At 50.4% G+C, this 25,837-nt stretch carries 28 protein-coding genes; 13 read left to right on the forward strand and 15 right to left on the reverse strand.

Going from position 1 to position 25,837, the window contains the following annotated elements:
• Positions 1-4: 4 nt before the first annotated feature.
• Genes L1285_RS05470 through L1285_RS05495 form a run of 6 tightly spaced genes read right to left on the reverse strand, consistent with a single transcriptional unit; the run spans position 5 to position 3,384 of the window.
• Positions 5-262 carry a BolA family protein gene (locus L1285_RS05470; protein WP_046005329.1) on the reverse strand — a complete coding sequence of 86 codons (258 nt, stop codon included), beginning with the start codon at positions 260-262 and terminating at the stop codon, positions 5-7.
• Between the two features lie 5 nt (positions 263-267).
• On the reverse strand, positions 268-561 hold the full coding sequence (locus tag L1285_RS05475) for an STAS domain-containing protein (RefSeq protein ID WP_125716830.1): 294 nt from the start codon (positions 559-561) through the stop codon (positions 268-270).
• Positions 554-1,237, reverse strand: coding sequence for an MlaC/ttg2D family ABC transporter substrate-binding protein (locus tag L1285_RS05480; RefSeq protein ID WP_442960472.1), 684 nt, complete (start codon positions 1,235-1,237; stop codon positions 554-556). Before L1285_RS05480 ends, L1285_RS05475 begins: the two co-directional genes overlap by 8 nt.
• Before the next feature lie 4 nt (positions 1,238-1,241).
• Entirely contained in the window at positions 1,242-1,787 is a 546-nt protein-coding gene (gene mlaD / locus L1285_RS05485) for an outer membrane lipid asymmetry maintenance protein MlaD (protein WP_046005326.1), read from the reverse strand.
• A gap of 14 nt (positions 1,788-1,801) precedes the next feature.
• Positions 1,802-2,581, reverse strand: coding sequence for a lipid asymmetry maintenance ABC transporter permease subunit MlaE (mlaE, locus tag L1285_RS05490; RefSeq protein WP_046005325.1), 780 nt, complete (start codon positions 2,579-2,581; stop codon positions 1,802-1,804).
• Positions 2,578-3,384: an ATP-binding cassette domain-containing protein gene (locus L1285_RS05495; protein ID WP_235411285.1), complete on the reverse strand. Its 807-nt coding sequence runs from the start codon at positions 3,382-3,384 to the stop codon at positions 2,578-2,580. Before L1285_RS05495 ends, mlaE begins: the two co-directional genes overlap by 4 nt.
• A gap of 229 nt (positions 3,385-3,613) precedes the next feature.
• Here L1285_RS05495 and L1285_RS05500 point away from each other — a divergent pair, with 229 nt between their 5' ends.
• The 12 genes from L1285_RS05500 to mgtE all read left to right on the forward strand — a co-directional run bounded on the left by L1285_RS05500 (position 3,614) and on the right by mgtE (position 12,901).
• Positions 3,614-4,573 carry a calcium/sodium antiporter gene (locus tag L1285_RS05500; protein WP_235411286.1) on the forward strand — a complete coding sequence of 320 codons (960 nt, stop codon included), beginning with the start codon at positions 3,614-3,616 and terminating at the stop codon, positions 4,571-4,573.
• A 9-nt stretch (positions 4,574-4,582) separates the two neighbouring features.
• A complete protein-coding gene (locus tag L1285_RS05505) occupies positions 4,583-5,554 on the forward strand; it encodes a KpsF/GutQ family sugar-phosphate isomerase (protein WP_235411287.1) in 972 nt (323 codons plus the stop codon).
• Entirely contained in the window at positions 5,555-6,106 is a 552-nt protein-coding gene (gene kdsC / locus L1285_RS05510; RefSeq protein ID WP_235411288.1) for a 3-deoxy-manno-octulosonate-8-phosphatase KdsC, read from the forward strand.
• Positions 6,103-6,657 carry an LPS export ABC transporter periplasmic protein LptC gene (lptC, locus tag L1285_RS05515; RefSeq protein WP_046005320.1) on the forward strand — a complete coding sequence of 185 codons (555 nt, stop codon included), beginning with the start codon at positions 6,103-6,105 and terminating at the stop codon, positions 6,655-6,657. Before kdsC ends, lptC begins: the two co-directional genes overlap by 4 nt.
• Entirely contained in the window at positions 6,647-7,186 is a 540-nt protein-coding gene (gene lptA, locus L1285_RS05520) for a lipopolysaccharide transport periplasmic protein LptA (protein ID WP_125778602.1), read from the forward strand. Before lptC ends, lptA begins: the two co-directional genes overlap by 11 nt.
• Positions 7,183-7,908, forward strand: coding sequence for an LPS export ABC transporter ATP-binding protein (lptB, locus tag L1285_RS05525; protein WP_046005318.1), 726 nt, complete (start codon positions 7,183-7,185; stop codon positions 7,906-7,908). Before lptA ends, lptB begins: the two co-directional genes overlap by 4 nt.
• Positions 7,909-7,952: 44 nt before the next feature.
• A complete protein-coding gene (locus tag L1285_RS05530; protein WP_046005317.1) occupies positions 7,953-9,461 on the forward strand; it encodes an RNA polymerase factor sigma-54 in 1,509 nt (502 codons plus the stop codon).
• A 25-nt stretch (positions 9,462-9,486) separates the two neighbouring features.
• The gene (gene hpf / locus L1285_RS05535) at positions 9,487-9,774 is read left to right on the forward strand and encodes a ribosome hibernation promoting factor (RefSeq protein ID WP_010386630.1); all 288 of its coding nucleotides are present in this window, start codon (positions 9,487-9,489) and stop codon (positions 9,772-9,774) included.
• A 2-nt stretch (positions 9,775-9,776) separates the two neighbouring features.
• Complete coding sequence (locus L1285_RS05540; protein ID WP_046005316.1) at positions 9,777-10,232, forward strand: PTS sugar transporter subunit IIA; 456 nt, start codon at positions 9,777-9,779, stop codon at positions 10,230-10,232.
• Between the two features lie 12 nt (positions 10,233-10,244).
• Positions 10,245-11,090 carry an RNase adapter RapZ gene (gene rapZ / locus L1285_RS05545; protein WP_046005315.1) on the forward strand — a complete coding sequence of 282 codons (846 nt, stop codon included), beginning with the start codon at positions 10,245-10,247 and terminating at the stop codon, positions 11,088-11,090.
• The gene (locus L1285_RS05550) at positions 11,087-11,365 is read left to right on the forward strand and encodes an HPr family phosphocarrier protein (RefSeq protein WP_046005314.1); all 279 of its coding nucleotides are present in this window, start codon (positions 11,087-11,089) and stop codon (positions 11,363-11,365) included. Before rapZ ends, L1285_RS05550 begins: the two co-directional genes overlap by 4 nt.
• A gap of 177 nt (positions 11,366-11,542) precedes the next feature.
• Entirely contained in the window at positions 11,543-12,901 is a 1,359-nt protein-coding gene (gene mgtE, locus L1285_RS05555; protein ID WP_046005313.1) for a magnesium transporter, read from the forward strand.
• Positions 12,902-12,926: 25 nt separating this feature from the next.
• On the opposite strand, the gene pmbA is transcribed toward mgtE, so the two are convergent.
• The gene (gene pmbA, locus L1285_RS05560) at positions 12,927-14,273 is read right to left on the reverse strand and encodes a metalloprotease PmbA (RefSeq protein WP_235411289.1); all 1,347 of its coding nucleotides are present in this window, start codon (positions 14,271-14,273) and stop codon (positions 12,927-12,929) included.
• A 183-nt stretch (positions 14,274-14,456) separates the two neighbouring features.
• Here pmbA and yjgA point away from each other — a divergent pair, with 183 nt between their 5' ends.
• The gene (yjgA, locus tag L1285_RS05565) at positions 14,457-14,978 is read left to right on the forward strand and encodes a ribosome biogenesis factor YjgA (RefSeq protein WP_046005311.1); all 522 of its coding nucleotides are present in this window, start codon (positions 14,457-14,459) and stop codon (positions 14,976-14,978) included.
• A gap of 76 nt (positions 14,979-15,054) precedes the next feature.
• On the opposite strand, the gene tldD is transcribed toward yjgA, so the two are convergent.
• From tldD to L1285_RS05605, 8 genes are read right to left on the reverse strand one after another with little or no spacing between them, the layout of a single operon-like run.
• The gene (gene tldD / locus L1285_RS05570; RefSeq protein ID WP_235411290.1) at positions 15,055-16,509 is read right to left on the reverse strand and encodes a metalloprotease TldD; all 1,455 of its coding nucleotides are present in this window, start codon (positions 16,507-16,509) and stop codon (positions 15,055-15,057) included.
• Positions 16,502-17,326 (reverse strand): carbon-nitrogen hydrolase family protein, encoded by an 825-nt coding sequence (locus L1285_RS05575; RefSeq protein WP_235411291.1) that lies wholly within the window; start codon positions 17,324-17,326, stop codon positions 16,502-16,504. Before L1285_RS05575 ends, tldD begins: the two co-directional genes overlap by 8 nt.
• Complete coding sequence (locus L1285_RS05580; protein ID WP_442960473.1) at positions 17,323-21,330, reverse strand: YhdP family protein; 4,008 nt, start codon at positions 21,328-21,330, stop codon at positions 17,323-17,325. Before L1285_RS05580 ends, L1285_RS05575 begins: the two co-directional genes overlap by 4 nt.
• A 7-nt stretch (positions 21,331-21,337) precedes the next feature.
• Positions 21,338-22,810 (reverse strand): ribonuclease G, encoded by a 1,473-nt coding sequence (gene rng, locus L1285_RS05585; protein WP_046005308.1) that lies wholly within the window; start codon positions 22,808-22,810, stop codon positions 21,338-21,340.
• Positions 22,803-23,381: a Maf family protein gene (locus L1285_RS05590; RefSeq protein WP_235411293.1), complete on the reverse strand. Its 579-nt coding sequence runs from the start codon at positions 23,379-23,381 to the stop codon at positions 22,803-22,805. Before L1285_RS05590 ends, rng begins: the two co-directional genes overlap by 8 nt.
• On the reverse strand, positions 23,381-23,857 hold the full coding sequence (mreD, locus tag L1285_RS05595) for a rod shape-determining protein MreD (protein WP_046005306.1): 477 nt from the start codon (positions 23,855-23,857) through the stop codon (positions 23,381-23,383). Before mreD ends, L1285_RS05590 begins: the two co-directional genes overlap by 1 nt.
• Positions 23,854-24,693, reverse strand: a complete 840-nt coding sequence (gene mreC / locus L1285_RS05600; protein WP_235411294.1) for a rod shape-determining protein MreC — start codon at positions 24,691-24,693, stop codon at positions 23,854-23,856. Before mreC ends, mreD begins: the two co-directional genes overlap by 4 nt.
• Complete coding sequence (locus L1285_RS05605) at positions 24,693-25,736, reverse strand: rod shape-determining protein (protein WP_046005304.1); 1,044 nt, start codon at positions 25,734-25,736, stop codon at positions 24,693-24,695. Before L1285_RS05605 ends, mreC begins: the two co-directional genes overlap by 1 nt.
• Between the last annotated feature and the right edge of the window lie 101 nt (positions 25,737-25,837).

Consider the following 25,837-nt stretch of genomic DNA (forward strand, 5'->3'; position numbering starts at 1 on the left):
CAGATTATTGAGGTAAGATAAATTTGCGCTCGCGTTGCCACTCAGTTGGCGTAAAGGCTTTAATGCTGACGGCGTGGATAGTGCCATCTTTAATCACTTCCATCAGCGGAGCATAGACCATTTGCTCGCGCTTAACCCGGCGCAAATCTTCAAAGCAGCCGCCTACTGCGATGACTTCGTAATGACTGCCTTCTGATTTAACTTTGACTTCGTCAAGTTTCAGCGCTTCTTGTAGTAAAGCTTCGACTTGGTTTGTTTCCATTGGACTCACTCAAATAGGTTACTGACCTGACCCAGCGCCATCAGATTTTGTAGCTGGTCAGGCACATTTTTTAACTCAAGACGGACGTCTTGCTGTTTTAATTTGCCTAAAGAGTGAATTAACCAAGCTAAGCCCGCGGTGTCAACCCTGGATACCTCAGAAAGGTCAAAATACAGGACTGACTGCGCATTTTCTAGCAACTGGTTAAGAAGCGATTCATTTGTCAGGCTATCTCGTGTGAGCTCGCCAACGACCGCGACAGTGTCGGCCGAGGGCTTGGTAAGTTGCAAATTAGGCATTGCCGTCGTCACCTCGAAACTGCACTGGCAGTTTGCTTTTCTTGTCCAGTAACTCAATCACACGTTCAATCCCCTGCTGACGTAAAATACCGTGCAGCTCAGATTGTTTGGCATCGAGCAAGCTGATCCCTTCTGCCATCATGTCAAAAGCTCGCCACTGCCCATTGCTGTCGCGGCGCACTTTAAAATCGATCTTGATATCCGGTTTACCCGCTTCGACAATCTTGGTTTTGACTATGGCGATTTTGTCACCATCGGCATCACGCGCCGGTTCAAACTCAACGGTCTGATCGGTGTACTGCGTGAACACACCAGCATAGGTTGCAACCAGGTAAGACTTAAAGACATCAATGAAAGTGCGAATGTGCTCAATGGCCTGACGCTTTTCTTCTTTGTCTTCAATATTACGGACTTTCTGAATATGGCTGCCCAGCACACGATAGGCGGCATATTTATAATCAATATACGGCAGCAGCTCTTCTTCAACGATCACCCGCAGATGCTCTTTGTCCTGCGCGATCATTTTCTGATCTTTGGTCACACGTTTAAAGGTGTTATCTGCGACTTGTTGCACCATAGTGTAAGGGTTGGTCATGTCCACTTCACTGGCAGACACAGTGCTGGCAAGTACAATCAGAAAAACACTTGCGAAGAAACCCAAAACTTTCGCCATCATGGTATTACTCACTACTTTGATTAAACAGGAATTGGCCAATCAGTTCTTCCAGAACCAGAGCCGACTTAGTATCAGTGATCATGTCACCATCTTTGAGTGCCGCGCTTTCAACGCCAAATAGCTCACCCAGATCAAGCTCATCATTACTCACCACTTCTTGCCCCAGACAGTTCTGCTTGGCAGACTTTGACGCAATCACCGGAGAAATACCCAGATATTGCTCACCCAGAATGCCTGACGTCAGGATAGAGACCGAGGTGGTATCTGAGAACTGACATTCATAGTGACTGTCGATGCTCATGCTGACAACCGGCACGAACTCTTGAGGGTGAATGCGGATCCCTTCAACGCGGCCGATAACAACACCACCGACTTTGATAGGCGCTCGGGTTTTAAGTGAACCGATATTGTCGAACTTAGCCTCCAGGGTGTAGGTTTCGCCATTTCCGCTGATCCCTGCATTGGCCACTTTCAGTGCCAGCATTACAAAGGCGGCCACGCCTAACGCAACGAACAGGCCGACAAGTATTTCTATTTTCCGTGTATTCATGTTTCTACAAACCCTTAACTTGAAAACATCACTGCTGTCAGAACAAAGTCGAAGCCCAGAACAGCAAGAGAAGAATGAACCACCGTTTCTGTGGTGGCTTTACTGATCCCCTCGGACGTTGGGATACAGTCATACCCTTTATATAGCGCAATCCAGGTCACGATCAGCGCAAATACAAAACTTTTAATCAGGCCATTGACAATATCCTGCTCAAACGACACCTGAGATTGCATAATGGACCAGAAACTGCCTGAATCAACACCCAGCCAGTCAACACCAACCAGGTGTGCACCGAGGATAGCAATGGCGGAGAAAATCAGCGCCAGCAACGGCATACTGATAAAACCAGCCCAAAAGCGCGGTGAAATGACGCGTTTTAATGGATCAATCGCCATCATTTCAAGGCTCGACAGCTGCTCTGTCGCCTTCATCAAACCAATTTCCGCGGTCAGCGCACTGCCCGCCCGACCGGCAAACAACAAGGCGGTTACCACAGGCCCAAGCTCACGTAACAAGCTCAGCGCGACCAGCGGCCCCAGACTGTCTTCTGCGCCATAATCGACCAGTACGGTGTAGCCCTGCAGCGCCAGTACCATGCCGATAAACAAGCCAGATACCATAATAATGAGCAAAGACTGATGACCCACCATATACAGTTGACGAACCAACAAAGGACCGCCTTTTCTGAAATTGGGCATACTGCACAGCGCTCCCAGTAACATCCTGGTTGCCCGGCCCAGCGACGCAAAACGGCTTAGCGTCTTATGGCCTAACTGCTGTAAAAAATCCATCAAAGGCTTCCTCCTGCCAATAACTCATCCTCATAAGGTGCGGCATCAAAATGGAACGGCACCGGCCCATCTGAGTGGCCTTGCAAAAACTGCTGCACCAAGAGGGATTCATGAGCCAGCATCTGCTCCGGTGTGCCGCTACCAATCACGCCTTGTTCGGCGATGATCACCACATGATCAGCAATACTGAGCACTTCGGTGACATCATGCGTCACGATTAAGGAGGACAATCCCAGCACTTCATTGAGTGACTTAATCAGACGCACTAGCACCCCCATTGAAATGGGATCTTGCCCTGCAAACGGCTCGTCATACATGATCAATTCCGGGTCGAGCGCAATGGCTCTGGCCAATGCCGCACGACGTGCCATCCCGCCCGATAACTCGGACGGCATGAGATCCCGCGCGCCACGCAGACCAACGGCTTGCAGCTTCATCAATACCACCAGGCGAATCAATTCTTCACTCAGTTTGGTGTGCTCACGCAGCGGGAACGCAATGTTGTCGAATACTGACATATCCGTGAATAAGGCCCCACTTTGGAACAGCATGCTCATTCGCTTACGTGCCTGATATAAGGCCTGGCGTGACATAGCTGGAATGCTGTCACCAGAGAAGAGGATCTCACCGCTATCCGGCTTAAGCTGACCACCGATCAGCCGCAACATGGTGGTTTTACCAATACCACTGGGCCCCATGATGGCCGTAATTTTCCCTTTGGGAACGGAGAAACTCATATTTTTGTAGATTGTCCTTTCACCACGAGAAAAGGTCAAATCCCTGACTTCAACTATTGACTGCGTCAAGTCGCTCTCCACATCATACTTTTTCAATTTTGGAATAATACGTTGTTTTGCCGTGATATGGAAAACCCTTAATGGTAAAATTTTGTAATTCATTCGCCATATTTGTTGTGCGAAATGCACGCTTGCTTATCCTCTATACCCCTTCTAAAAACGATGACTTTATTTATACATTTGATGCGCTATTTGTTACTATCTGCGCCATTGAATTTAGTAACTTGGCTTAGACTTCATGGTTTTATCGTTTGTCATACTCATTCTTGGATTCATTGCCCTGGTTTGGAGTGCCGACCGCTTCGTTTATGGCGCGGCGGCACTGGCTAAAAACCTTGGGGTACCAACGTTAATTGTGGGTTTGACTATCGTTGCAATGGGCTCCTCTGCACCTGAAATGATGGTCGCCGCGCAGGCCGCGCTGGTTGACAAAACAGACACCGCCGTTGGCAATGCCGTAGGCTCAAACATTGCTAACATTTTGATGGTACTTGGCATCACCGCACTACTGAGGCCGCTTGGCGTCGGCTCAGGCATTTTAAAGCGCGAAATGCCACTGCTGGTTGTTGTGTCACTGGCAGCCTGGTTGATCATCAGCGACAACCAGTTTAGCGCGCTGGAAGGTTGGCTGCTGTTAATTGGCTTTTTTGTGTTTATCGGTGGCCTAATCTATATCTCAAAAACCGGTAAAACCGACCAGGACGATCCGCTCATTTCAGAAGCCTGTGATGAAGTCCCAAGTGATGTCCCGATGAGCAAAGCCCTATTCTGGCTAGTCGTCGGCATGGTCCTGCTGCCGGTCAGTGCTGACTACCTGGTCGATTCCGCAGTAGACATTGCAAAGTATTTTGGCATGAGTGATCTGCTCATCGGCCTGACAATTATCGCTATCGGCACCAGCTTGCCTGAGCTTGCTGCGTGTGTGGCAGGTGTACTTAAAAATGAAGACGATCTTGTGCTGGGCAATATTATTGGTTCGAACATCTTTAATATTTTGGCGGTGTTGTCTATTGCCGGGATCCTCAATCCTGCAACGTTGGACAGCAACATCGCCAGCCGCGACATCTATGTCATGCTGGGCGCAACCGCTGCGCTGGTACTGATGAGTGTCAGCCTGAAAGGCCGTCGCCAGATCAACCGTGTTGAAGGCGGACTGCTCCTTGGCGCATTCTGTGGTTATATGTACTTCATTATTTAAGGATTCAGCATGAGCACGCACAACTTTATCGGCTCTGCCAGGCAGGTATTAGAAATAGAACAACAAGCCATTGCCGAAATTGCTCAGTATGTGGATACAAAATTTACCGCGGCCTGCGAACTTATGTTGCAATGCCGAGGTCGTATCATAGTTATAGGGATGGGCAAGTCCGGCCACATTGGCAACAAAATAGCAGCCACACTGGCCAGTACCGGCACACCTGCGTTTTTTGTTCACCCGGGTGAAGCAAGCCACGGTGATTTGGGTATGATCACCGCCGATGACGTGGTCTTGCTTATCTCAAATTCAGGTGAAACCCACGAAGTATTGGCTATCGTGCCGGTGATTAAACGCATTGGCGCACAAATCATCAGTATGACGGGCAACCCTGAGTCGAATATGGCAAAGCTGGCAGATATCCACCTGTGTATCAAAGTGTCCAAAGAAGCCTGTCCTTTAGGCCTTGCGCCCACAGCGAGCACCACAGCGACGCTGGTTATGGGTGACGCGCTGGCCGTCGCTTTACTCGAAGCCAGAGGTTTTACGGCGGACGATTTTGCCCTGTCACACCCCGGTGGCAGCTTAGGTAAACGCCTGCTGCTAACCCTGGCGGACGTGATGCATTCAGGAGAAGCCGTTCCTGTCGTTACACAAGGCTGCACCATTACCGACGCACTGGTTGAGATGTCAGGCAAAGGCTTAGGTATGACCACGATTGTCGATGCCCAGGGGCAACTCAAGGGCTTGTTCACAGATGGGGATTTACGCCGTATTATTGAACAACGACTTGACTTACACAGCACCCCGATTGAGTCTGTTATGACAAAGCACTGCACCACAGTGACACAAGATATGCTGGCCGCAGAAGCATTGCATATCATGGAGAAAAAACGCATCAATGGCCTAATTGTGATTGATGCACAAGGTTGCCCAATCGGCGCATTAAATATGCAGGATTTACTGCGAGCAGGAGTTTTATAAATGCTGTTTTCCGATCTTTACCAGCCCATAGACGACACCATTGTCCGTAAAGCACAAGCGATTAAACTGCTGATCTGCGACATCGATGGGGTATTTTCCGATGGCCGTATCTATCTGGGTAACCAAGGGGAAGAGCTAAAGGCATTTAATACCAAAGACGGTTTTGGCATCAAAGCGCTGATCAATGGCGGCGTTGACGTTGCCGTGATCACAGGCCGTCATTCACAGATTGTTCAGCAGCGCATGACTAGCCTCAACGTCAAACATATCTATCAGGGGATGGAAGATAAGTTGCAAGGTTACGCTGAGTTGAAAGACACATTGCAACTGGACGATCACGAAATTGCCTATATCGGTGATGATGCACCGGACCTGCCAGTCATGCTCAAAGTGGGCCTGTCTGTTGCTGTGCAAGACGCACATCCGATGGTGATCCGTGCTGCCGACTACAGAACCCTGTTGCCCGGTGGCTATGGTGCGGTGCGTGAACTCACTGATTTACTGCTACTGTGCCAGGGCAAATCGCTGGGTTATGAAGGCAGCAGCGTATGACCGTGCTTCGCGTCTTATTACTGATTGTATTCAGCCTCACTATGCTGTGGCTGTGGTACCCCTATTTATCGCAATCAGGTCAGGTTACCCAACGCTCCGAAGAGGTGCTGGCTAAACCCGATTACGTTGCCATCGACCTGAAACAAACCAATTATGCAGAAAATGGTCAGCTCAGCTATCAAATTACCGCTGACAGAATGGAACTTTATCAGGAGCTTGGTTTCAGCCATTTTACCGCGCCCATCTTTACGCTGCATAACGATCAGCAAAACTGGCAGCTCAAGGCCAATGAAGCCACTCTGTATGGCAATAATACGTTGATCCTGGAAGGGCAGGTACAGGCCACCAATCTGACAGCTGATGCCATGATTAAGCACATCAATGCCGACCATGTGCAGGTCGACATAAACGAAAAACATATGCGCTCTGAACATCCGGTGGAAATTACCGGGCCCAACTTAACGATTTCAGGAAAAGGCCTGGTGGCCGATCTCAACACTGAAATCATTGAACTCATCAACCATACTGAAACAATTTATTATGAGCAATAAATTAACCTGTTCCCTGATCTTACTGTGCACATTAAGTGCGTTTCATCCTGCGGCTTACGCAGAAAACTCACCCGCTGATCAGGTCATTATCAGTTCGGGCACCCAGCTGGCCCAGTTGCAAACCAATATCGGCGTGTTCGAAGAAAACGTCGAAATCATTCACGGCGAGCGTAAGATTCTGGCCGACCGCCTCGAAGTGCATCGCCGCGAAGAGCTTGGGAAAAATAAACAGCTGCTGGTCGCCACAGGCAGCCCAGCTGTGTTTCAGGAGCGTCAGGCCGATGGCACACTACTGAAAGCCACTGCTAAAGAAGTGCGTTATGACGTTGCAAACCGCATGTTGACGATTAAAGGCGGTGCCGAAATCAGCCAGGCGGGACAAAAGATCAGCGCCCAAACCATTGTGTACGACATGGAAAAGAAGCTGATCAGCGCACAACGTGGTGAGCAGGAACAAAACCGTGTTAGAACCATTCTTTTACCCGAAAAAGACAATACCAAGCAACCACAAGAGAAGGGTAATCCGTGAGTAAGTTAACCGCCACGGCACTGGCCAAAAGCTACAAGGGCAGGCAAGTCGTTAAGAACGTTGAATTGAGCGTTGAGGCAGGCAGTATTGTTGGTCTGCTCGGCCCTAATGGCGCGGGTAAAACCACCACCTTTTACATGATTGTCGGCTTGGTGCCCAGTGATAAGGGTAGCATTCACATTGATGATCAAGACATTACCTTGCTGCCTATGCACAGTCGGGCAAGGTTAGGCATTGGTTACCTGCCTCAAGAATCCTCTATTTTTCGTAAACTGACCGTCTATCAGAACCTGATGGCCATCTTGGAAACCCGTAAGGAGCTCAATAAAGAGCAGCGAGAAGTCATCCTCAACGAGTTGTTAGATGAATTTAATATCCAACATATTCGGGATAGCCAGGGTATGGCTTTGTCGGGTGGTGAACGTCGCCGGGTAGAAATTGCACGCGCCCTTGCGGCAGATCCAAAATTTATCTTATTGGATGAGCCTTTCGCTGGCGTTGATCCCATTTCGGTGTTAGATATAAAGAAAATTATCGAACACTTAAAAAACCGCGGCATAGGCGTGCTGATCACCGACCACAATGTACGTGAAACGCTGGACGTCTGTGAGAAAGCTTATATAGTGTCACATGGTGAACTCATAGCAGCAGGCACCCCGGAGCATGTTCTTGCCGATCAAACCGTGCGGGATGTCTACCTAGGTGAGCAATTCAGGCTATAGTTATAAGATTAGAAGTAAATAACAAAAAGGATTGTTAGAGATACATGAGGCAATCGCTACAGCTGCGCATGGGGCAGCAACTGACAATGACACCACAGCTGCAACAGGCCATTCGCCTGTTACAGTTGAGTACGCTAGATCTCCAACAAGAAATCCAAGAAGCGCTTGATAGCAACCCTTTGTTGGAAGTGGAAGAAGGTGAGTCTGAATCACATGACAATGAAACTCAGTCCAAATCGGATACTGAGTTAGAACAACACACAACCAATGATAATGACAGCTTTGAGGACTCGGCTGTCAGTGACTACGAACAAGACAGCGATGCTGCATTAAACAAAGACACAGTCAGTGACGATCTGGCAATGGACGTCACCTGGGACGAGTACATCAGTGCCGCCCCGGCAAGCAGCTCTGGCCCGATGCCAGAAGATGAAACCATCTATCAGGGCAAAACCACTGAGACGCTGCAAGAATATATGATGTGGCAACTAGAGCTCACGCCTTTCAGCCCAACTGACAGAGCCATCGCTTTGGCGATAGTGGAAGCCGTTGATGATGCTGGCCTGCTGACAATCAGCTGTGAAGACATTGTCGAGAGCATGAATCAAGACAATGACGACGAACACATAGAACTGGACGAAGTTGAAGCCGTACTGAAACGGGTGCAATTATTCGATCCCGTTGGTATTGCTGCGCGCAGCTTGCAGGAATGCTTGTGTATCCAGCTCAACCAGTTTGATCGCAACACCCCCTGGCTCACTCAAACCAAAGAAATCCTGACTGAACACATTGATTTGCTGGCTAGCCGCGATTATCGCACTTTGATGAAAAAGACCAAGCTCAAAGAAGCGGATCTGAAAGAAGTAATGACCCTGATCCACAGCCTGAATCCGAAACCTGCTGCCAGCATAGTGCAAGAAGAAGCGGACTATGTGATCCCGGATGTGTCGGTGAAAAAGGTGAAAGGACGCTGGGTTGTTGAGCTCAACCCGGACTCAATGCCAAAAATCAGAGTGAACGATCACTACGCCGCTATGTCTCGCTCCGTCAAGTCGAGCACCGATAGCCAGTTTATTCGCTCGCACCTGCAAGAGGCAAAATGGTTCATCAAGAGCCTGGAAAGTCGTAACGAAACTTTATTAAAAGTTACTAATTGCATTGTGCAGCAACAACAGGCATTCTTTGAACATGGCCCCGAGGCAATGAAGCCGATGGTACTCAATGATGTGGCCGAAATGGTCGACATGCATGAGTCCACGATTTCACGTGTCACTACGCAAAAGTATATGCACACGCCACGCGGTATCTATGAGTTGAAGTATTTCTTCTCAAGCCATGTCAGCACTGAAAACGGAGGAGAATGCTCTTCGACTGCAATCAGAGCATTGATCAAAAAGCTAATTGCCGCTGAAAACACAGCTAAGCCATTAAGTGACAGCAAAATAGCGGATGTATTGGCAGATCAAGGGATCAAAGTGGCTAGACGTACAATTGCCAAATACCGAGAGTCTTTGGCTATCCCACCGTCGAATCAGCGTAAAAGCCTGATTTAGACGTAACTACAGAAGGAAAATGCTTATGCAACTAAATTTAACTGGTCGACATGTAGAAATCACCGATTCGTTAAGAGACTATGTAACAAACAAGTTTGCGAAGCTAGAAAGGCACTTTGATCACATCAATAATGTGCATGTTATCCTAGATGTCGAAAAGCTGATCCAAAAAGCAGAAGCCACACTACATGTGAACGGGGGAGAAATCTTTGCCTCAACCGAACACCGGGATATGTATGCCGCAATAGACGGACTTATCGACAAGCTTGATCGCCAGGTGATCAAGCATAAAGAGAAGCTAACTCGACACTAATCATGAAACTAAGCTCATTGATTTCACAGGACTGCAGCAAAGCTGCGGTCCTTTTTAATAGCAAAAAACGCATTCTAGAGTACATCAGTGAACTGGCTCACAGCCAGCTTCCTGACAGTAATGCCCATGATATCCTGGACGCTTTACTGAGCCGTGAAAAACTCGGTAGTACCGGCATAGGTAAAGGGATCGCGCTGCCACATGGCCGCCTGCCTGGCATAGATAAAGTGGTCGCCATGCTGCTGGTTAACCAACAAGGCATTGCCTTTGACGCCATCGACAATCAACCCGTCGACATTTTTGTGGCACTCATCGTACCCGAGGGAGAAAATCAACAACATTTGCAGACCTTGGCAACAATCGCTGATAAACTTAAAAACAAGGTGTTTTGTAAACGAATCAGACAAGCTCACAATGATCAGGAGTTATTTGCGATAATTGAAGAGTTTGACAACTAACGGAGAGTTTCAGTGCAGCTAATTATTGTCAGTGGTCGTTCCGGCTCGGGTAAATCAGTCGCCCTTCGCGTACTGGAAGACCTGGGCTATTACTGCGCAGATAATATCCCAGTTAACCTGCTACCAGCATTAGTACGCAGCGTATCAGACAGTTATGATAAAATTGCTGTGAGCGTTGACGTACGTAACCTGCCAAAAGATCAGCAAGAGCTTGACGATATTCTAGAATACCTGCCTGGATTTGCCGAGCCCAATATTTTCTACCTAGATAGTGAAGACCAAATTCTGATCCGTCGTTTTTCCGAAACGCGTCGTCTGCATCCACTGTCGCTGGCCGATTTGTCGCTGGACAAAGCGATCAAGAAAGAAAAAGAGCTGCTTGATCCGCTTATCCGCCGTGCCAATATCACCATAGATACCACAGATATGAGCATCCACCAGCTGGCGGAGCGGATCCGGGAAAAAATTCTCGGTAAAAAAGACAAACAATTAATCATTACCTTTGAATCTTTTGGCTTCAAACATGGTATTCCGAAAGAAGCGGACTACGTCTTCGACGCCCGTTTTTTACCTAACCCACACTGGGAGCCAGAGCTTAAGCCTTTGACAGGTTTAGATAAACCCGTCATTGATTACTTGGCCAGCCACAGCCTGGTGCAAAAGTTTACCTGGCAGATCCAAACCTTTGTGCAAACCTGGTTGCCACACCTGGAGCGCAATAATCGCAGCTATCTGACTATCTCTATAGGCTGTACCGGCGGGCAACACCGCTCCGTCTATCTTGCCCAGACTTTGGGTGAGCGTTTTGCTCGTACTCATAGCAATGTGAAAATCCATCACCGCGAACAAGAAAAATGACACAACGCTTTGAAGATACTTTTCTGATCCAAAATAAACTGGGGCTGCACGCCCGTGCTGCCAGCGTGCTGGCCGAGCTGTCAGCCCAGTTTGACGCCAATATCACCTTATTCCAGGGCAGCAAGGAGGCCGAGGGAGACAGCGTGCTGGCGTTACTACTGCTTGAAAGCAGTCAGGGTAAAGAAGTGAAGGTCGTCTGCGAGGGGCCAGATGCCAAACGTGCTTTGCATGCCATCGGCAGCCTGATAGCCGATAAATTCAACGAATCCGAGTAGCGACCACGCGACTTACCCCTGTTCTGGCAGCGTCAGACTGCCACTTTCTCGCTGCTATCTCCCCTTTTTTAGTTATACCAATTGATATTAAAACAGCTATAATTATCATACGCCTATAATCAGTGCGCAATACACTCATGACAAGCTTAACTGTCGACTATCCAATCTGGGACGCCTATGCCTGAAGTTTTTGAACAAGACTACACACTGGAGCTTTTACAGCAAGTTACTAATGCCCTCAACAGTGGTCAGTTTGTTCAAGTCAGGCGCACATTAGCCGAAATTCCGCCGTGCGATACGGCATTGCTGCTTGAGTCCTCCCCACATAAAGTCAGAACCCAGTTGTGGCAACTGGTTGATCCGGACATACAGGGTGACGTGCTCGAGGAGCTGTCGGAAGACGTCAGGCTCAGCATCATTGCCAAAATGGAGCCTGAGCTCATTGCGGCAGCAACCGAGGACATGGACGACGATGACCTCGGTGAGGTCCTCAGGAGCCTGCCAGACCCCGTCTATCAGGACGTTATTGGCGCTATGGACTCTCAAGACCGAGCCCGGGCCACACAGGCGTTGTCTTATGTTGAGCACTCCGCCGGCGCGCTGATGAACACAGACACTGTGACCATTCGCCCGGATGTATCACTGGATGTGGTATTGCGCTATTTACGCCTTAAAGGTGAGCTGCCGGATGGCACCGATGACCTCTATGTGGTGGATAAGGACAATTGTTTTTTAGGTGCACTGCCCATCAGCGTGCTGCTGACCAGTCAGCCAGACAAGCTGGTCAAGGAGCTGATGAATGAAGAGCGTGAAACCATTCCCATTTCAATGGATGAAAGCGATGTTGCTCAGCTGTTTGAGCGCCACAACTGGATCTCAGCGCCGGTAGTCGACGATAACGCGCACTTACTGGGCCGTATCACCATCGATGACATCGTTGATGTTATTCGTGAAGATGCCGAACATAGCCTGATGAGTATGGCCGGTCTTGATGATGAGGAAGATACCTTTGCGCCGGTGTGGAAAAGTAGCCGACGTCGCTCAATCTGGCTGGGGATCAATCTGCTCACAGCCCTGATGGCCGCGTTTGTTGCCAGCTTTTTCGAAGGTACTCTAGATATTCTACCCATTCTGGCAGTATTAAATGGCATAGTGCCCAGTATGGGTGGGGTAGCGGGCAGTCAGACCCTGACACTGGTGATCCGTGGTATTGCCCTGGGTCATGTTAACGCCACCAACCAGCGCTTCTTGCTGGGCAAAGAGCTCGCCATAGGCGCACTCAACGGCCTGTTATGGTCCCTGTTGATCGCCGGGGTGATTGCTTTATGGCAGTGGGATTTTGTACTGGGTGGCGTGATTGCCTTTGCAATGTTTATGAACTTGGTCGCTGCGGGTATTGCCGGAGCCAGTATTCCGCTGATGCTGAAAAAAATGAACATAGATCCGGCACTGGCAGGCAGTGTTGTCCTGACCACAGTCACCGACATTGTCGGTATTTTTGCCTTCCTGGGCACCGCAACCTGGCTGCTTGTTTAAGCAGCCAGACACTCAGTACAATCCATCACTGACCGGCAATTTGCATGCTTTCGATCAGTACCGAGCCTGTTTGCACGGCACCACGGGTTTCAATATCTCCGCCGATGGCTTTGATTGACTTGAACATATCTTTGAGGTTACCGGCAATGGTGATCTCACTGACCGGATATTGGATCTCGCCATTTTCAACCCAGAAGCCAGCGGCACCACGAGAATAGTCACCGGTGACCGTATTGACACCCTGCCCCATCAGCTCAGTCACCAGTAAGCCCCGGTCCATAGTACGTAGCAGCGCCGCGAGATCCGGATCTGTGGCCTGTACCAGCCAGTTATGGATCCCACCGGCATGTCCTGTGCTACGCATGCCGAGACGTCTCGCTGCATAACTCGGTAACAGATAAGTTTCCAACGTGCCGTCTTTGATAATATCGCGCTCAACCGTGCGCACACCTTCCGCATCAAACGGGCTCGATGCCAGCGCCTGGCGCAGGTGCGGTTGCTCCTTAATAGACACACAAGTGTCGAATACGTCAGTGCCCAGGCTATCGAGCAAAAAGCTCGACTTGCGGTACAAGGCACCACCACCAATTGCAGACACCAGATGACCGAACAGGCTATTGGCAATATCGGCCCGGAATACCACCGGCACCCGCATGGTATCCAATTTACGGCTGTTGAGCTTGGCAAGCGTCGACTCCGCAGCCTCAATCCCCACTGAAGCGGCATCCCTCAGCTGTGTATGCACACGCGTAATTGAGTAGGCATTATCGCGCTGCATCACCCCATTCTCTTCGCCTATGACCATAGTACTCAAAGTGTGTCGGGTGCGCGGAAATCCGGCCAGAAAGCCATGGCTGTTACCATAAACACGCAAGCCCTGATGACTGGCCACACTGGCACCATCCGAGTTAACGATGCGTGGGTCAAAATTTAATGCCGCCTGCTCCGCCTCTAAACAGCGCTTTACACCTTCTTCCGGGGTCAGTGTCCAGGGATGAAACAGATCTAAATCCGGCACGTCGGTTGGCATTAAATCTGCGTCAGCCACGCCATTACAGGGGTCGTCCGATGTAAACTTGGCAATTTCAACCGCCTTTTCCACCACAGAACGTAATGCCTGTGGACCCAAGTCTGCCGTCGACGCAGAGCCCTTGTGTTGGCCTACATAGACGCTCAGACCCAATCCACCATCCTGATTAAATTCAATCGTTTCAACTTCCCCCATACGGGTGCTGACAGACAAACCTGAGGTACGACTCATCGACGCTTCCGCTGATGTTGCCCCCAGTTGCTTTGCATAGTCCAGAACGTCAGACACTGCCTGTTTTACTTCATCAATCTGCGTCCAGATGGGATCTTGTTGCTGGCTCATGTTTTTATTCCACAAATCATAGTACTGCTATAATCCTAACACAGCCTGCGCAGATGCGCTGTGACTCAGGCAAAGATTCTGCCGGGCAACCGCTACCAGCCTAATGTCTTAATGTAAACGTGACTGCTTTTTCTGACTTCTGGTATAATCTGTACACGAATAACTGAAGTAAGTGCACTAAGCATGGCTAAAAAACCGACTCAAGAGCCAGAAGAAGAGATCATCTACGTCTCCAAAAGCGAATTAAAACGCGATGCACAGCAATATCACCAACTGGGCGTTGATATCGCGCAATTGGGCAAAAAACAAAGAGAAAAGCTGCCTCTCAGCCCTGAGCTGGTTGCCGCCATGGATCTGGCAGACAAGCTACGCGGTAAGCATGATGCGTATCGCCGTCACCTGAACTTTGTCGCCAAACAATTGCGTACCACAAGTAATGTGGAAGAGTTGCAACAAGGCCTGGATCTGTTACTAAACAGAAATAACCAGGCGGAAGTGCTGCTCAATCAGGTTGAAAAACTAAGGGATGAACTCATCGCCAAGGGTGATGAGAAGATCAATGAATTACTTGAGGCACACCCGACACTGGAGCGTCAGAAGCTCAGACAACTGGTGCGCCAGGCCAAGAAAGAGCATCAGGCAGAGAAGCCAGGAAAAGGCTACAAAGAGCTGTTTCAGTTACTGAAGGAGCTGATCCTGCCATAGTCATAAAGGTAAGCTATACCGCAGTATGGCACGCTTGTTGTGCAATACTGCGGGTGACTTGGTTAAGCAGTCCCGCCTAGGCGGTCCCGCCCACAGTAAGTTCATCTATTTTCAGGCTTGGCTGACCGACCCCAACGGGCACACTCTGGCCATTTTTGCCGCAGACTCCAACGCCGGTATCCAGCTCCAGATCTTTACCAACCATAGAGATTTTCTGCATCACATCCGGGCCATTACCAATCAGCGTCGCGCCTTTGATGGGCTGCGTCACTTTACCATCCTCAATGAGATAGGCCTCAGAGGCAGAGAATACGAATTTACCCGACGTAATATCCACCTGACCACCACCAAAGTTAGGCGCAAAGATCCCTTTTTTGACCGACGCAATAATCTCACTTTGACTATGCTCACCCGGCAGCATGTAAGTGTTGGTCATTCTCGGCATCGGCAGGTGTGCGTAGGATTCTCGTCTGGCATTACCGGTCGGCGCAACGCCCATCAATCGGGCATTGAGCTTATCCTGCATATAGCCTTTTAACACGCCGTTTTCTATCAGCACGTTATAGCCTGCTGGTGTCCCTTCATCGTCAATATTCAGCGAGCCACGGCGGTTGCTCATAGTGCCATCGTCCACCACAGTACACAGGCTGGAGGCAACTTGCTCACCCACCCGCCCGCTAAATGCCGACGCGCCCTTACGGTTAAAATCGCCTTCCAAACCGTGACCCACGGCTTCGTGCAGTAACACCCCTGGCCAACCTGCGCCTAGCACAACAGGCATAGTGCCCGCCGGGGCGTCCACAGCTTCAAGGTTCACTCTGGCCTGATGAACGGCTTTGCTGACATAATGCTGCCAGCGTGGCTTACCATCGACCAACTCACGGAAATAGTGGTAATCCAGTCGCGCACCACCACCGGCACTGCCTCGCTCGCGGCGACCGTTTTTCGCCAGTAACACGGAGCAGTTTAAGCGCACTAGGGGGCGGATATCGGTTGCAAAAGTGCCATCGCTGGCAGCAACCAATACTTCCTCGTATACCGCAGACATCGAACTGACAACCTGCTCCGCTTCCGGCGCCAACTCACGAATAGCCGCCTCCACTTCCCGCAGCAATGCTACTTTTTCGGTGTCGCTCATACTCAATAAAGGCTGGGTTGCCTCAAATTGCGTGGCGGCTTTAACGTCACTGAACACCTGTACTTGCTTGTCTTCGCCTTGCTGCGCAATGCTTCTTGCCGCCATCGCAGCCTGGTTCAGTGCTTCTATGTTTATGGCATCTGAGTAACTAAAACCGGTTTTCTCGCCACTGACAGCACGCACTCCAACACCGCGTTCAATGTTATAACTGCCTTCTTTGACAGAGCCATCTTCAAGCACCCAGGTTTCATGATAGCTGGACTGAAAATACAGATCGGCATAATCCACCTTGTGCTGATGAATATACGCCAGCGTCTGCTGTAACTGCTCCCGGGTTAACTCACTGTCGGTCAGTAAATGTTGTTCAACGTGCTCGCTACCAAAATTACTCATAAAAATCGCTCTTAAATCGGTTATGTGCCGCTACAGGCATTTTCTGCCGGATGGCGTGCAGCTCAGTCAGATCTGGCTGCGCATGGATCACGCCAACCCCCTCTGGGGCTTGTGCTAAACAAGCGCCCCACGGAGACACTATCAGGCTGTGGCCATACGTTTGCCGACCATTCTGGTGGTGTCCCACCTGCGCCGCAGCCACCACATAACATTGTGTTTCTATCGCCCGAGCCTGTAATAAGGGCTGCCAGTGTGCTTCACCGGTCACAGTCGTGAAGGCACTTGGTACTAGCAGTACCTCAGCGCCCTGCTCTCGCATCGCCTGATAAAGCCCGGGAAAACGTATGTCATAACACACACTCAGGCCAAGACGACCAAAGGGACTGGCCACGGTGATCACATTCTCTCCGGCACAGGTCAGGGTTGATTCCCGGTATTGCCCGGCATTATCTGCCACATCCGCATCAAACAGATGGATCTTATTATAGCGTGCAACTTCAACCCCTTCATTGTTAAACAACAGACTGGCAGCATAATAGCGGCTTTCACCCGCTTTGATGGCGATGGTGCCCGCTGCCAGCCAAATATCAAGCTCCCGACACAGCTGTTGAAGTTGTGCAACCCACTGCTGGCTGTGTTCAGCATATGCCAGCGTCTGCTGCGGAGTTTCGCAAAAGGCCAGCCATGACTCGGGCAGGCAGACCAGAGCAGGCCGCGTAAACGTCTGTGCACGGAGTAACGCGCTTAACTGGGCAAAGTTTTCCTCAGGCTGTGTTCCTGAACACATTTGCACAGCGTAAATATGGCCGTTTTTCATGGCTTTTCCTCTGATTTTGACTCGGAAGCGGGGTCAAGTGGCCCCTCAGCTTGTTCAGGCTCAGGCTGCTTGTCGGTTTGAGGCGCCGCTGTATCTTGCCCTTGATTCTCTGAATCTGGCAATGCTGCGTCCGACTGCGCTTGTTCGTTGCTCTGCGGGTCTGCTGGCTGCACAGATTCAGCAGGTTGTGCTTGCGGCGGTTTGGGTAACTCCACTTCACGACTCTTACGATCCAGCTCGGTCACCACAGGCTCATCCATGGTACCGGTTACTTTGAATTTAATTTCGGAAATGACGCGCGCGGAGTGGATCACCTTATCCAGCGCCAAAGCGGCCAGCCCGGTCACCGGGTTCACCATCCAGCCAACAATCACCGGCAGGCTCGATGTGACCTGAGGCGCCACCGACAGTTCGTAATCAATGGCCTTAGTATTAAGATCCGCATACCCTGTAATCGATAAATCGGCAGGTACGCCATCCAACTGCGTGTCCTGGGTATATACGACCCCTTTGTTAAGTTCAAAGGTGCCATCAATTCGGTTATAGAAAAAGCCTTTGGCAAACACATCACGAAAATCCAGCTTGAGTTTACGTACCAGGGAGTCGAGGCTCAGCAGGGAAAAGACCCGAGCCCCCTGATCGCTGATCTCCGCCAGGTGTCCTTCCCCAAGTTGCCATTTCACCGAGCCATCCAGGCTGGCCACATCAAAATTGTAGGGCGCTTTAGCCCAGCTCAGCGCAAACTCAATATCCGCATTGGAATCCTGAACGCTGGAGGTAATATCAAACTCTTCCATAAGCTGGCCAAAGTCACTGCTCTCTAGTGTGCCGTTAAACTGCGAGCGACCATTTTGCCAGCTCCCATTCCCCAGCAACACATGATCGCCTTTATCCACTCGCAACCGAGAGACTTGCAGGGCTTCACCAGTGCCCTGTAAAGCCAGGTTAACCCGGTCGAGCTGGTACTGAGCTATGCGACAATCATCACAGTTAAATTCAATGGCCGGAACAGCCGTCAGCCATTGCTCAGAGGCTTCTGGCTCGGCTGCCGTTGTATCCGTTGCCATGCCTTCGGCCACGGCATCACCGCCAACCGGCTCAATTAAATTAAGCCTCAGGTAATCAGCCTGGATCTGAATAGGTTGACCCGCTTTGCTATCGGGAAACTGTACCTGGGCTCTTAACTCTTTGCCGTTCAAGCGCGCTAACAACCCGTCAGCATCTGGGCGCAGGCTGAGTTCGAAATCATTGAAACCCATATCAAGCGCATTGAATTGGGCTACCTGAGCGCTCAATTCTCCAAAAGCAGGTAAGATGCCGGGCTGCTCTGACGGTTGCTCAAGCTGTTCGATAATGCGATCAATAAACGGCAGCCAGGGCTCCAGGGACAGGTGTGGTTGAATGATAGCAACGTTAAAGCCTGACTGGCTTAATGCCCGATTTTGCTCAGCAAAAATCAGCTGAGCACGGTCAATCAGCCCGCTGCTGTTATCGAGAATACCATCAAAATAAAGCTGCTCACCGAGCGTGACACTGATCAAGTTGGAAATGTCGTCACCACGTACCTGCGCCGTTAATGGCAAACGCTCATCTGCCAGCTTGCCAACTGGCGCTGGCAGGTCAATGCGGGCGCCAAGCAAGTCCGATGTAAAGTTCGCATCATAACTGAACCCCTGCGCCGTAAAATCGAGCGTTAAATGCCCCGCCAGCAGGGCTTTGCCCTCGATAAAGCCATCCATCAGGCCCTGGGTCAGTGGCATGAGTTTGTCACTGGCTGCACTGAGACGTGTATCTATCTCAAGCTGATAACGCGCGCTATCTCCCTGCCCAGATAAACTAAACAACAAAGGCATGCCGCGCCACAGCGCCCGGGTATTATCCAGCTCAATGTTGTCATCGATAAATTTGAGCGTGCCACTGAGCTTATCGAGTGCCATTCCGGGCTGCGCCAGATACAGAGCATTGTTATTGAATTCAACCGTGCCCATCACATTGACATCCAGCGAAGTTAAGTCGATTAACAAGTCCACATTACCTGTGACGTCCCCCTGTACTTGTGCCACCTGCAGAATGTCCGCCAAGGGATCGGCAATCGGGGTGGCGCTAAAGAAAGGCGCCAAAGTACTGGCTTCGGTGGTATGTGCGATATTGACGGTCAACAGGTCGCTTTGTTCAAGATCCGCAAGGCTGACGACAACGCCGTGGTTTAAGGTCTGATTAAGGAGCTGCCCCCCATTGGCTGTAATATCCATGCGCTCATCGGCAAAGTGCAATGTCACATCGCCATTTTGTAAAGCGGCCCAGTCCGGCGCGAAAGCAAACTGAGCCTGATCTATCCGGGCCAGCACTTCAAAGCGACCCGACTGTGCCCGGTAAGGGAATTGTCCCAGCGGTCCGGACAACAGCACCTGAGTATGGCGCAGCCGCCCGCCCTGGATCCCGTTATTGAGGTAATTTACCAGGTTTTCATTCATCAGTTGTAGCGGGAAGTAACGTCCCGCGATACTGGCATTGCCACCAAAGACATCGGCATATAAATCCAGTTCTGGCTCTTCGAACAAGCGTAAGTGCATTTCCAGCGCAACGCTTAGATCCGCATTGCTGAGCCACAGATTGTCTGACAGCACGTGCCATTGCTGTGCTTCATCCTGATAGAAATGAATATCGCCGTTGAGTTCGTTGACGCTGATAGGGGCAATAAATTGCTCTTCTACTTCAAATGCTTGCTCCTGTGCGCTGAGGCTTAGTACGCCACGCTCTGGTGTTAGCGTGAGCTCAGCATTGAGTCCGGAAAACCCCGGAATGCCACCCAGCTGGCGCCAACCAAGGTTCTGTAAGGCAAGCCAAAGAGACATCGGCATGTCGCTGTCCATAGACAGTCTGGCTGCCGTGACCTGGCCACCAGGAGATAAAGCCTTCACTTGTTCTGCCCAGTCGAAGTGGGTGAGCGAGACTAATTGAGTCACATAGGCAAGATCCAGACCCTGCATCCATAAGGTGCGCTCAGTATCGGTAAATTGCCCCTGAATACTCAGTGGTGCAAGAGGTTGTCCATTGTCTAATAGCTGCCACTCTGAGCTGCTCAGTGACCAGCCACTGTGTGCGCTCTGCAAATGCAAAGTGCCACTTTGCACAGCTAGCTGTTTGCTGGTTTGTGCCTGCTGCCAGTGAATACTGCTGGGCCGCCAGTCGAGCAGCACGTCGTGCAGTTTACCTTGTTCCAGCCGAGCCCAGAGCTGCGCATTCACATTGGCACTGATATCCTGATATTGAGGATCAAGATACGCCTGTAGCCAGCTCATCACCTCAACCTGCTGTGCATCTATGAAGATATCGCCAGCCATGGCATTAAGCTGCTGACCATGAAAACGAAAACGTGCCTTCAATTGGCCTTTCGCCAGCCCCGGGAAGGAGATCTGGCCCTCTCCATGGTGTACATCTGCACTGTTTTGCCAGATCAGATCTGGCACCAGCAAGGTGTGCGCTTTATCGTCTGACGTCTGTAAAGTGAGCTGGCTGTTTTGCACCGCAAAATGCCCGGTATCACCCAGGAACAACTCTTCGATGAGCGCTTGCTGCTCAAATTCGCCGCTGCCCCCTTCCATGCTTTGCGCCATGGCCTGGATATCTACAGTGGCATTAAACCCATCCAAAACAAAGTAGTTAGAAACCAGCCGCCATTGCCGGACTGATTCAACCAGGTTTAGTTGCAGGCTGGTTTGTGCAATATGCAAAGAGATGGGTGAACGTATGTTGTCTTCAAAACTGACGTCACGTAACACCAGTGCAGGGCCATTACCCTGCCAGCTGGCGCTGATACTGCCAATATTTAACTCAACCCCGAGCTGCTGAAAAACCAGCGCTTCTATGTCTTGTTTATACTCATTGGCGTAGGGCAGGCTATATTTGACCAGCGATACCAGTACGGCAAGCAGCACCAATGTGACAGCAAAGACCTGCCACATTTTCCGTACACAAAAAAAACAAACCGCCTTAACCTGCATGACGTCACTACATCATGACAACATCAAACTGCTCCTGGCTGTACAGGCTCTCAGTCTGAATACTGACCTGTTTACCAATAAACAGCTCTAACTCTGCCAGGTTATGGTACTCGTCGTTCACCAATGCTTCGCTGACCGCCGGTGACGCATAAACCATGAATTTATCCGCGTCGTAGGCACGATTAACCCGCACAATCTCGCGCAAAATTTCGTAGCACACAGTTTCAACCGTTTTGAGTGAGCCACGGCCAGAGCAGGCTGGGCAGACATCACACAAAATATGCTCGAGGCTCTCACGGGTCCGCTTGCGGGTCATTTCAACCAGACCAAGCGCCGACAAGCCATTGATATTGGCCTTGGCGCGATCTTTCGCCAGTGCCGTCTCGAGCGAATGTAGCACCCGGCGTTTGTGCTCATCCGAGATCATATCGATAAAGTCGATGATGATGATCCCGCCGAGATTACGCAGTCTGAGCTGCCTTGCGATAGCCGATGTGGCCTCCACATTGGTATTGAAAATCGTTTCTTCCAGGTTGCGGTGCCCAACAAAAGCGCCGGTGTTAACATCCACTGTGGTCATGGCTTCGGTTTGATCAAAGATCAGATAGCCACCGGATTTCAACTCCACCTTACGATGCAGCGCTTTTTGAATTTCAATTTCGACGTCAAACAGGTCAAAGATAGGCCGCTCGCCTGGATAATACTCCAGCGTTTGCGACAGCTGGGGCACAAACTCTTCTGTAAAATCTTTCAGTTGCTGATGAGTCAGTTTGGAGTCAACCCGGATCCGCTCCATATCCTCGCCGACATAGTCTCTGAGGGTACGAAATGCCAGGGTTAAATCTTCATGGAGAATACTGGCTTTGCTGGTTTTCTGACGGCGCTTAATGATTTTTTGCCACAGCTTTTTCAAAAACTCAGCATCGTGTTGCAGCTCTGCTTCTGCCGCACCTTCTGCCGCAGTACGCACAATAAAACCACCATTTTCATCGTTGTATTGAGCAACGATTTTCTTCAAGCGACTGCGTTCTTCTTCGGTTTCGATGCGCTGACTGACACCCACATGGGTGGCATCCGGCATAAACACCAAGTAGCGTGACGGAATGGTGATGTCTGTGGTTAGACGGGCTCCTTTGGTGCCGATCGGATCTTTCACCACCTGCACCATAATAAACTGGCCCTGTTTTACCAGCTCCCGGATATCCTGCACCTTCTTGACGGGCTGATCATCAACGCCTTCTTCAATAGAGGCACTGTTGACTATGTCTGAGGCATGCAAAAATGCCGCTTTTTCCAGGCCGATATCAACAAAGGCAGCCTGCATACCCGGCAACACTCGGCTGATTTTACCCAGATATATATTGCCAACAATCCCCAAATTGCCTACCCGCTCTACCTGTACTTCTTGCAGAACTCCGTTTTCAATGAGTGCAACCCGGCTCTCGCTGGGGGTCACATTGATCAATAACTCACTACTCATCTACACCCGCCATAAATGCTTTAATCAGTTCATCCGTCTCGTATAAAGGTAAGCCGACAACGGCAAAATAGCTACCAGATAGCTGAGTAACAAACCGTCCTCCCAGTCCCTGAATGCCATACCCGCCCGCTTTATCCTGCGGTTCGCCACTATGCCAGTATTCCTCAATCTCGAGATCACTCAAGGGTTTAAATGTAACATCTGTTATCACTGTCTGGCTCAGTACCCGTTGACTATCTGCAACGGCAATCGCCGTCATCACCTGATGAGTTGTGCCTGACAAAGCTTGCATCATGGCGATAAAGTCGTTCTTATCCTTGGGCTTACCCAAGGCTTGTTGGCCAAGCACCACTATCGTATCGCTGCCCAGTACCGGGGCGTCCTGATAGCCCATTGCCACGCCACTGGTGGCCTTTAACCGTGCCAGGCGCTCAACATAAGCCAGTGGCGCTTCGTCAGGGAGTTGGCTTTCGTCGGCATCCACTGAAAATTGCGTAAACGTGTAACCAAGCTGAGTCAACAGCTCACGCCTGCGTGGTGATGCCGATGCCAGATAAAGTGTTGCTGTCATTAACGGATCCTAAAGTGCCTGCGATACTTACGTAACAGCAAGAAAATCCAGGGCCAGCACAGCATACCGATCAGCGCTGGCCATAAATATCTGGGGTTAAAATAAATGTCTAGCAGGAAGTGATTCAGCCAAAACTGTAGCAGGTGATACAAGGCTAAAAACAAGCCTATCAGCACTGCCTGCTGCCAGATTGAAAAGTTTCTGATCTTCTGAAAATTACTGGTTGTAATGTACAGACAGATGGAATAAGTCAGTGAATTCACGCCCAACGGTGAGCCCGTTGCCAGATCCATAATCAGCCCGGTGCACCATGCCCAGCCAATATTGACACGATGTGGCAAGGCAATAGACCAGTACATTAATACCAGTAGGACCCAGTCAGGACGAAATGGTTCAATGGAAAAAGGCAACGGCATCAGTGCCATAATTAGCGCAACAAACAGGCTCAGGGCGACCAGCGCGTAACTTCGGTTCATGCCTCAGGCTCCTCTTTGGCCATTTTGCCCAAGATCACCAGCAGACGAATACGATCCAGCTGGGCCACAGGCTCGGCATACACTTTAGAGAAAGGCAGCCCTTCATCACGATCTATTTCTGTCACCACGGCAACCGGGTAGCCCTCGGGAAAGGTGCCGCCCAGGCCAGAAGTCACCAGGATATCACCAAGACGAATATCCAGACTATGAGGCACATGTTGTAGCTGCACCAGATTAATTTTACCTGTACCTTCGACTACAGTGCGTACATCATTACGCAGAATGCGCACTGGTGTGGCATGTGTGGTGTCGGTCATTAAAAGTACCCGAGACGTGGTACTGCCGACCTGCGTCAGTTGTCCGACAATGCCCATTTCATCAATCACCGGCTGCCCTTCCAGCACCCCGTCAATGGCACCGCGGTTCACCACTACCTGATGACTATAGCGACTGGAGCGCACCGACAAGACTTCGGCGATCAGACGTGCGCGTTGTTGCCTGGAAGAAGCGCCCAGTAAAGCGCGCAATTGCTGGTTTTCACGCAGCAGGAATTGGTACTGCTGAAGCAGCTCACTTTGCAGCAGTTGTTTTTTACGTAATGCTTCGTTTTCCTGAAACAGCCTGTCGCGCGTGTCCAGGCTTTTCGCCCCCAGCGAAAACACTTCATAGGGCACATTGGCCACATACAACAGTGGGCTCACCAGAGTATTGAGACTGGTGCGTACCAGGGTACCGCCAGAGGTGTAGCGGTCACCCAGGATCAGCATTACGCTAAGCACAACTGCGACCGTAAGTCGCAGTTGCAGGGAAATAGTACGTCCGAATAGCAGATTCATCAGTCGTAGCTAAATACGTCACCACCGTGCATATCTATCATTTCCAGCGCTTTACCACCGCCACGGGCCACACAGGTCAATGGATCTTCCGCGACCACCACTGGGATCCCGGTTTCTTCCATTAACAGGCGGTCAAGGTCTTTAAGCAGTGCGCCACCGCCCGTCAGTACCATACCATGCGCTGAGATATCCGACGCCAGCTCAGGCGGAGACTGCTCCAGTGCAACCATCACTGCACTCACAATGCCCATTAATGGTTCTTGCAAGGCTTCAAGAATTTCGTGGGAATTCAGTGTAAAGGAGCGCGGTACCCCTTCAGCCAGATTACGACCACGGACCTCAATCTCGATTGGCGTTTCGCTCTTAAACGCAGAGCCAATTTCGTGCTTGATGTGCTCCGCTGTCGCTTCACCTATCAGACTGCCGAAGTTACGGCGTACATAGTTGATGATGGCTTCATCAAATTTATCACCACCGATCCGTACAGAAGACGAATACACCACACCGTTTAGCGAGATGATAGCCACTTCCGTGGTACCGCCACCTATGTCTACTACCATAGAGCCGGTTGCTTCAGACACAGGTAAACCAGCACCAATCGCGGCCGCCATTGGTTCTTCAATCAGATACACTTCTCGGGCACCTGCCCCCATCGCAGACTCACGGATGGCACGTTTTTCAACTTGGGTTGCACCGCACGGCACGCAGATCAGAACGCGAGGGCTCGGACGCATAAAGTTGTTGTTGTGCACCTGTTTGATAAAGTGCTGCAGCATTTTTTCGGTGACATAGAAGTCGGCGATTACGCCGTCTTTCATTGGTCTGATGGCCTTAATATTGCCAGGTGTCCGACCCAGCATTTGCTTTGCAGCTGTGCCCACAGAGGCTACGCTCTTTGGTCCACCCGCACGCTCCTGACGGATCGCCACAACAGAAGGCTCGTTCAATACGATCCCTTCTTCTTTCACGTAAATCAGAGTATTGGCCGTACCTAAGTCGATCGACAGGTCGTTTGAAAATAGTCCACGTAGTTTTTTAAACATGAGGCTGGGTAACCTTTAAGAATTCTTTTTGCAAACCATGCAGCGGCTCAGGCCACTGCGTTGAAATTTTTCACTCTGTGTCTGTGACACAGCGACTCAGG

The sequence above is a fragment of the Pseudoalteromonas sp. DL2-H2.2 genome (genome assembly GCF_021532535.1).
Classification (GTDB): Bacteria; Pseudomonadota; Gammaproteobacteria; order Enterobacterales; family Alteromonadaceae; genus Pseudoalteromonas; species Pseudoalteromonas rubra_A.

Bases quoted from the DNA above. Each gene is read 5' to 3' on its own strand.
- L1285_RS05470 (WP_046005329.1), bottom strand. From the start codon at position 262: ATGGAAACAAACCAAGTCGAAGCTTTACTACAAGAAGCGCTGAAACTT.
- L1285_RS05475 (WP_125716830.1), bottom strand. From the start codon at position 561: ATGCCTAATTTGCAACTTACCAAGCCCTCGGCCGACACTGTCGCGGTC.
- L1285_RS05480 (WP_442960472.1), bottom strand. From the start codon at position 1,237: ATGATGGCGAAAGTTTTGGGTTTCTTCGCAAGTGTTTTTCTGATTGTA.
- mlaD (WP_046005326.1), bottom strand. From the start codon at position 1,787: ATGAATACACGGAAAATAGAAATACTTGTCGGCCTGTTCGTTGCGTTA.
- L1285_RS05500 (WP_235411286.1), top strand. From the start codon at position 3,614: ATGGTTTTATCGTTTGTCATACTCATTCTTGGATTCATTGCCCTGGTT.
- L1285_RS05505 (WP_235411287.1), top strand. From the start codon at position 4,583: ATGAGCACGCACAACTTTATCGGCTCTGCCAGGCAGGTATTAGAAATA.
- kdsC (WP_235411288.1), top strand. From the start codon at position 5,555: ATGCTGTTTTCCGATCTTTACCAGCCCATAGACGACACCATTGTCCGT.
- lptC (WP_046005320.1), top strand. From the start codon at position 6,103: ATGACCGTGCTTCGCGTCTTATTACTGATTGTATTCAGCCTCACTATG.
- lptA (WP_125778602.1), top strand. From the start codon at position 6,647: ATGAGCAATAAATTAACCTGTTCCCTGATCTTACTGTGCACATTAAGT.
- L1285_RS05530 (WP_046005317.1), top strand. From the start codon at position 7,953: ATGAGGCAATCGCTACAGCTGCGCATGGGGCAGCAACTGACAATGACA.
- hpf (WP_010386630.1), top strand. From the start codon at position 9,487: ATGCAACTAAATTTAACTGGTCGACATGTAGAAATCACCGATTCGTTA.
- L1285_RS05540 (WP_046005316.1), top strand. From the start codon at position 9,777: ATGAAACTAAGCTCATTGATTTCACAGGACTGCAGCAAAGCTGCGGTC.
- L1285_RS05550 (WP_046005314.1), top strand. From the start codon at position 11,087: ATGACACAACGCTTTGAAGATACTTTTCTGATCCAAAATAAACTGGGG.
- mgtE (WP_046005313.1), top strand. From the start codon at position 11,543: ATGCCTGAAGTTTTTGAACAAGACTACACACTGGAGCTTTTACAGCAA.
- pmbA (WP_235411289.1), bottom strand. From the start codon at position 14,273: ATGAGCCAGCAACAAGATCCCATCTGGACGCAGATTGATGAAGTAAAA.
- yjgA (WP_046005311.1), top strand. From the start codon at position 14,457: ATGGCTAAAAAACCGACTCAAGAGCCAGAAGAAGAGATCATCTACGTC.
- tldD (WP_235411290.1), bottom strand. From the start codon at position 16,509: ATGAGTAATTTTGGTAGCGAGCACGTTGAACAACATTTACTGACCGAC.
- L1285_RS05575 (WP_235411291.1), bottom strand. From the start codon at position 17,326: ATGAAAAACGGCCATATTTACGCTGTGCAAATGTGTTCAGGAACACAG.
- L1285_RS05580 (WP_442960473.1), bottom strand. From the start codon at position 21,330: ATGCAGGTTAAGGCGGTTTGTTTTTTTTGTGTACGGAAAATGTGGCAG.
- rng (WP_046005308.1), bottom strand. From the start codon at position 22,810: ATGAGTAGTGAGTTATTGATCAATGTGACCCCCAGCGAGAGCCGGGTT.
- L1285_RS05590 (WP_235411293.1), bottom strand. From the start codon at position 23,381: ATGACAGCAACACTTTATCTGGCATCGGCATCACCACGCAGGCGTGAG.
- mreD (WP_046005306.1), bottom strand. From the start codon at position 23,857: ATGAACCGAAGTTACGCGCTGGTCGCCCTGAGCCTGTTTGTTGCGCTA.
- mreC (WP_235411294.1), bottom strand. From the start codon at position 24,693: ATGAATCTGCTATTCGGACGTACTATTTCCCTGCAACTGCGACTTACG.
- L1285_RS05605 (WP_046005304.1), bottom strand. From the start codon at position 25,736: ATGTTTAAAAAACTACGTGGACTATTTTCAAACGACCTGTCGATCGAC.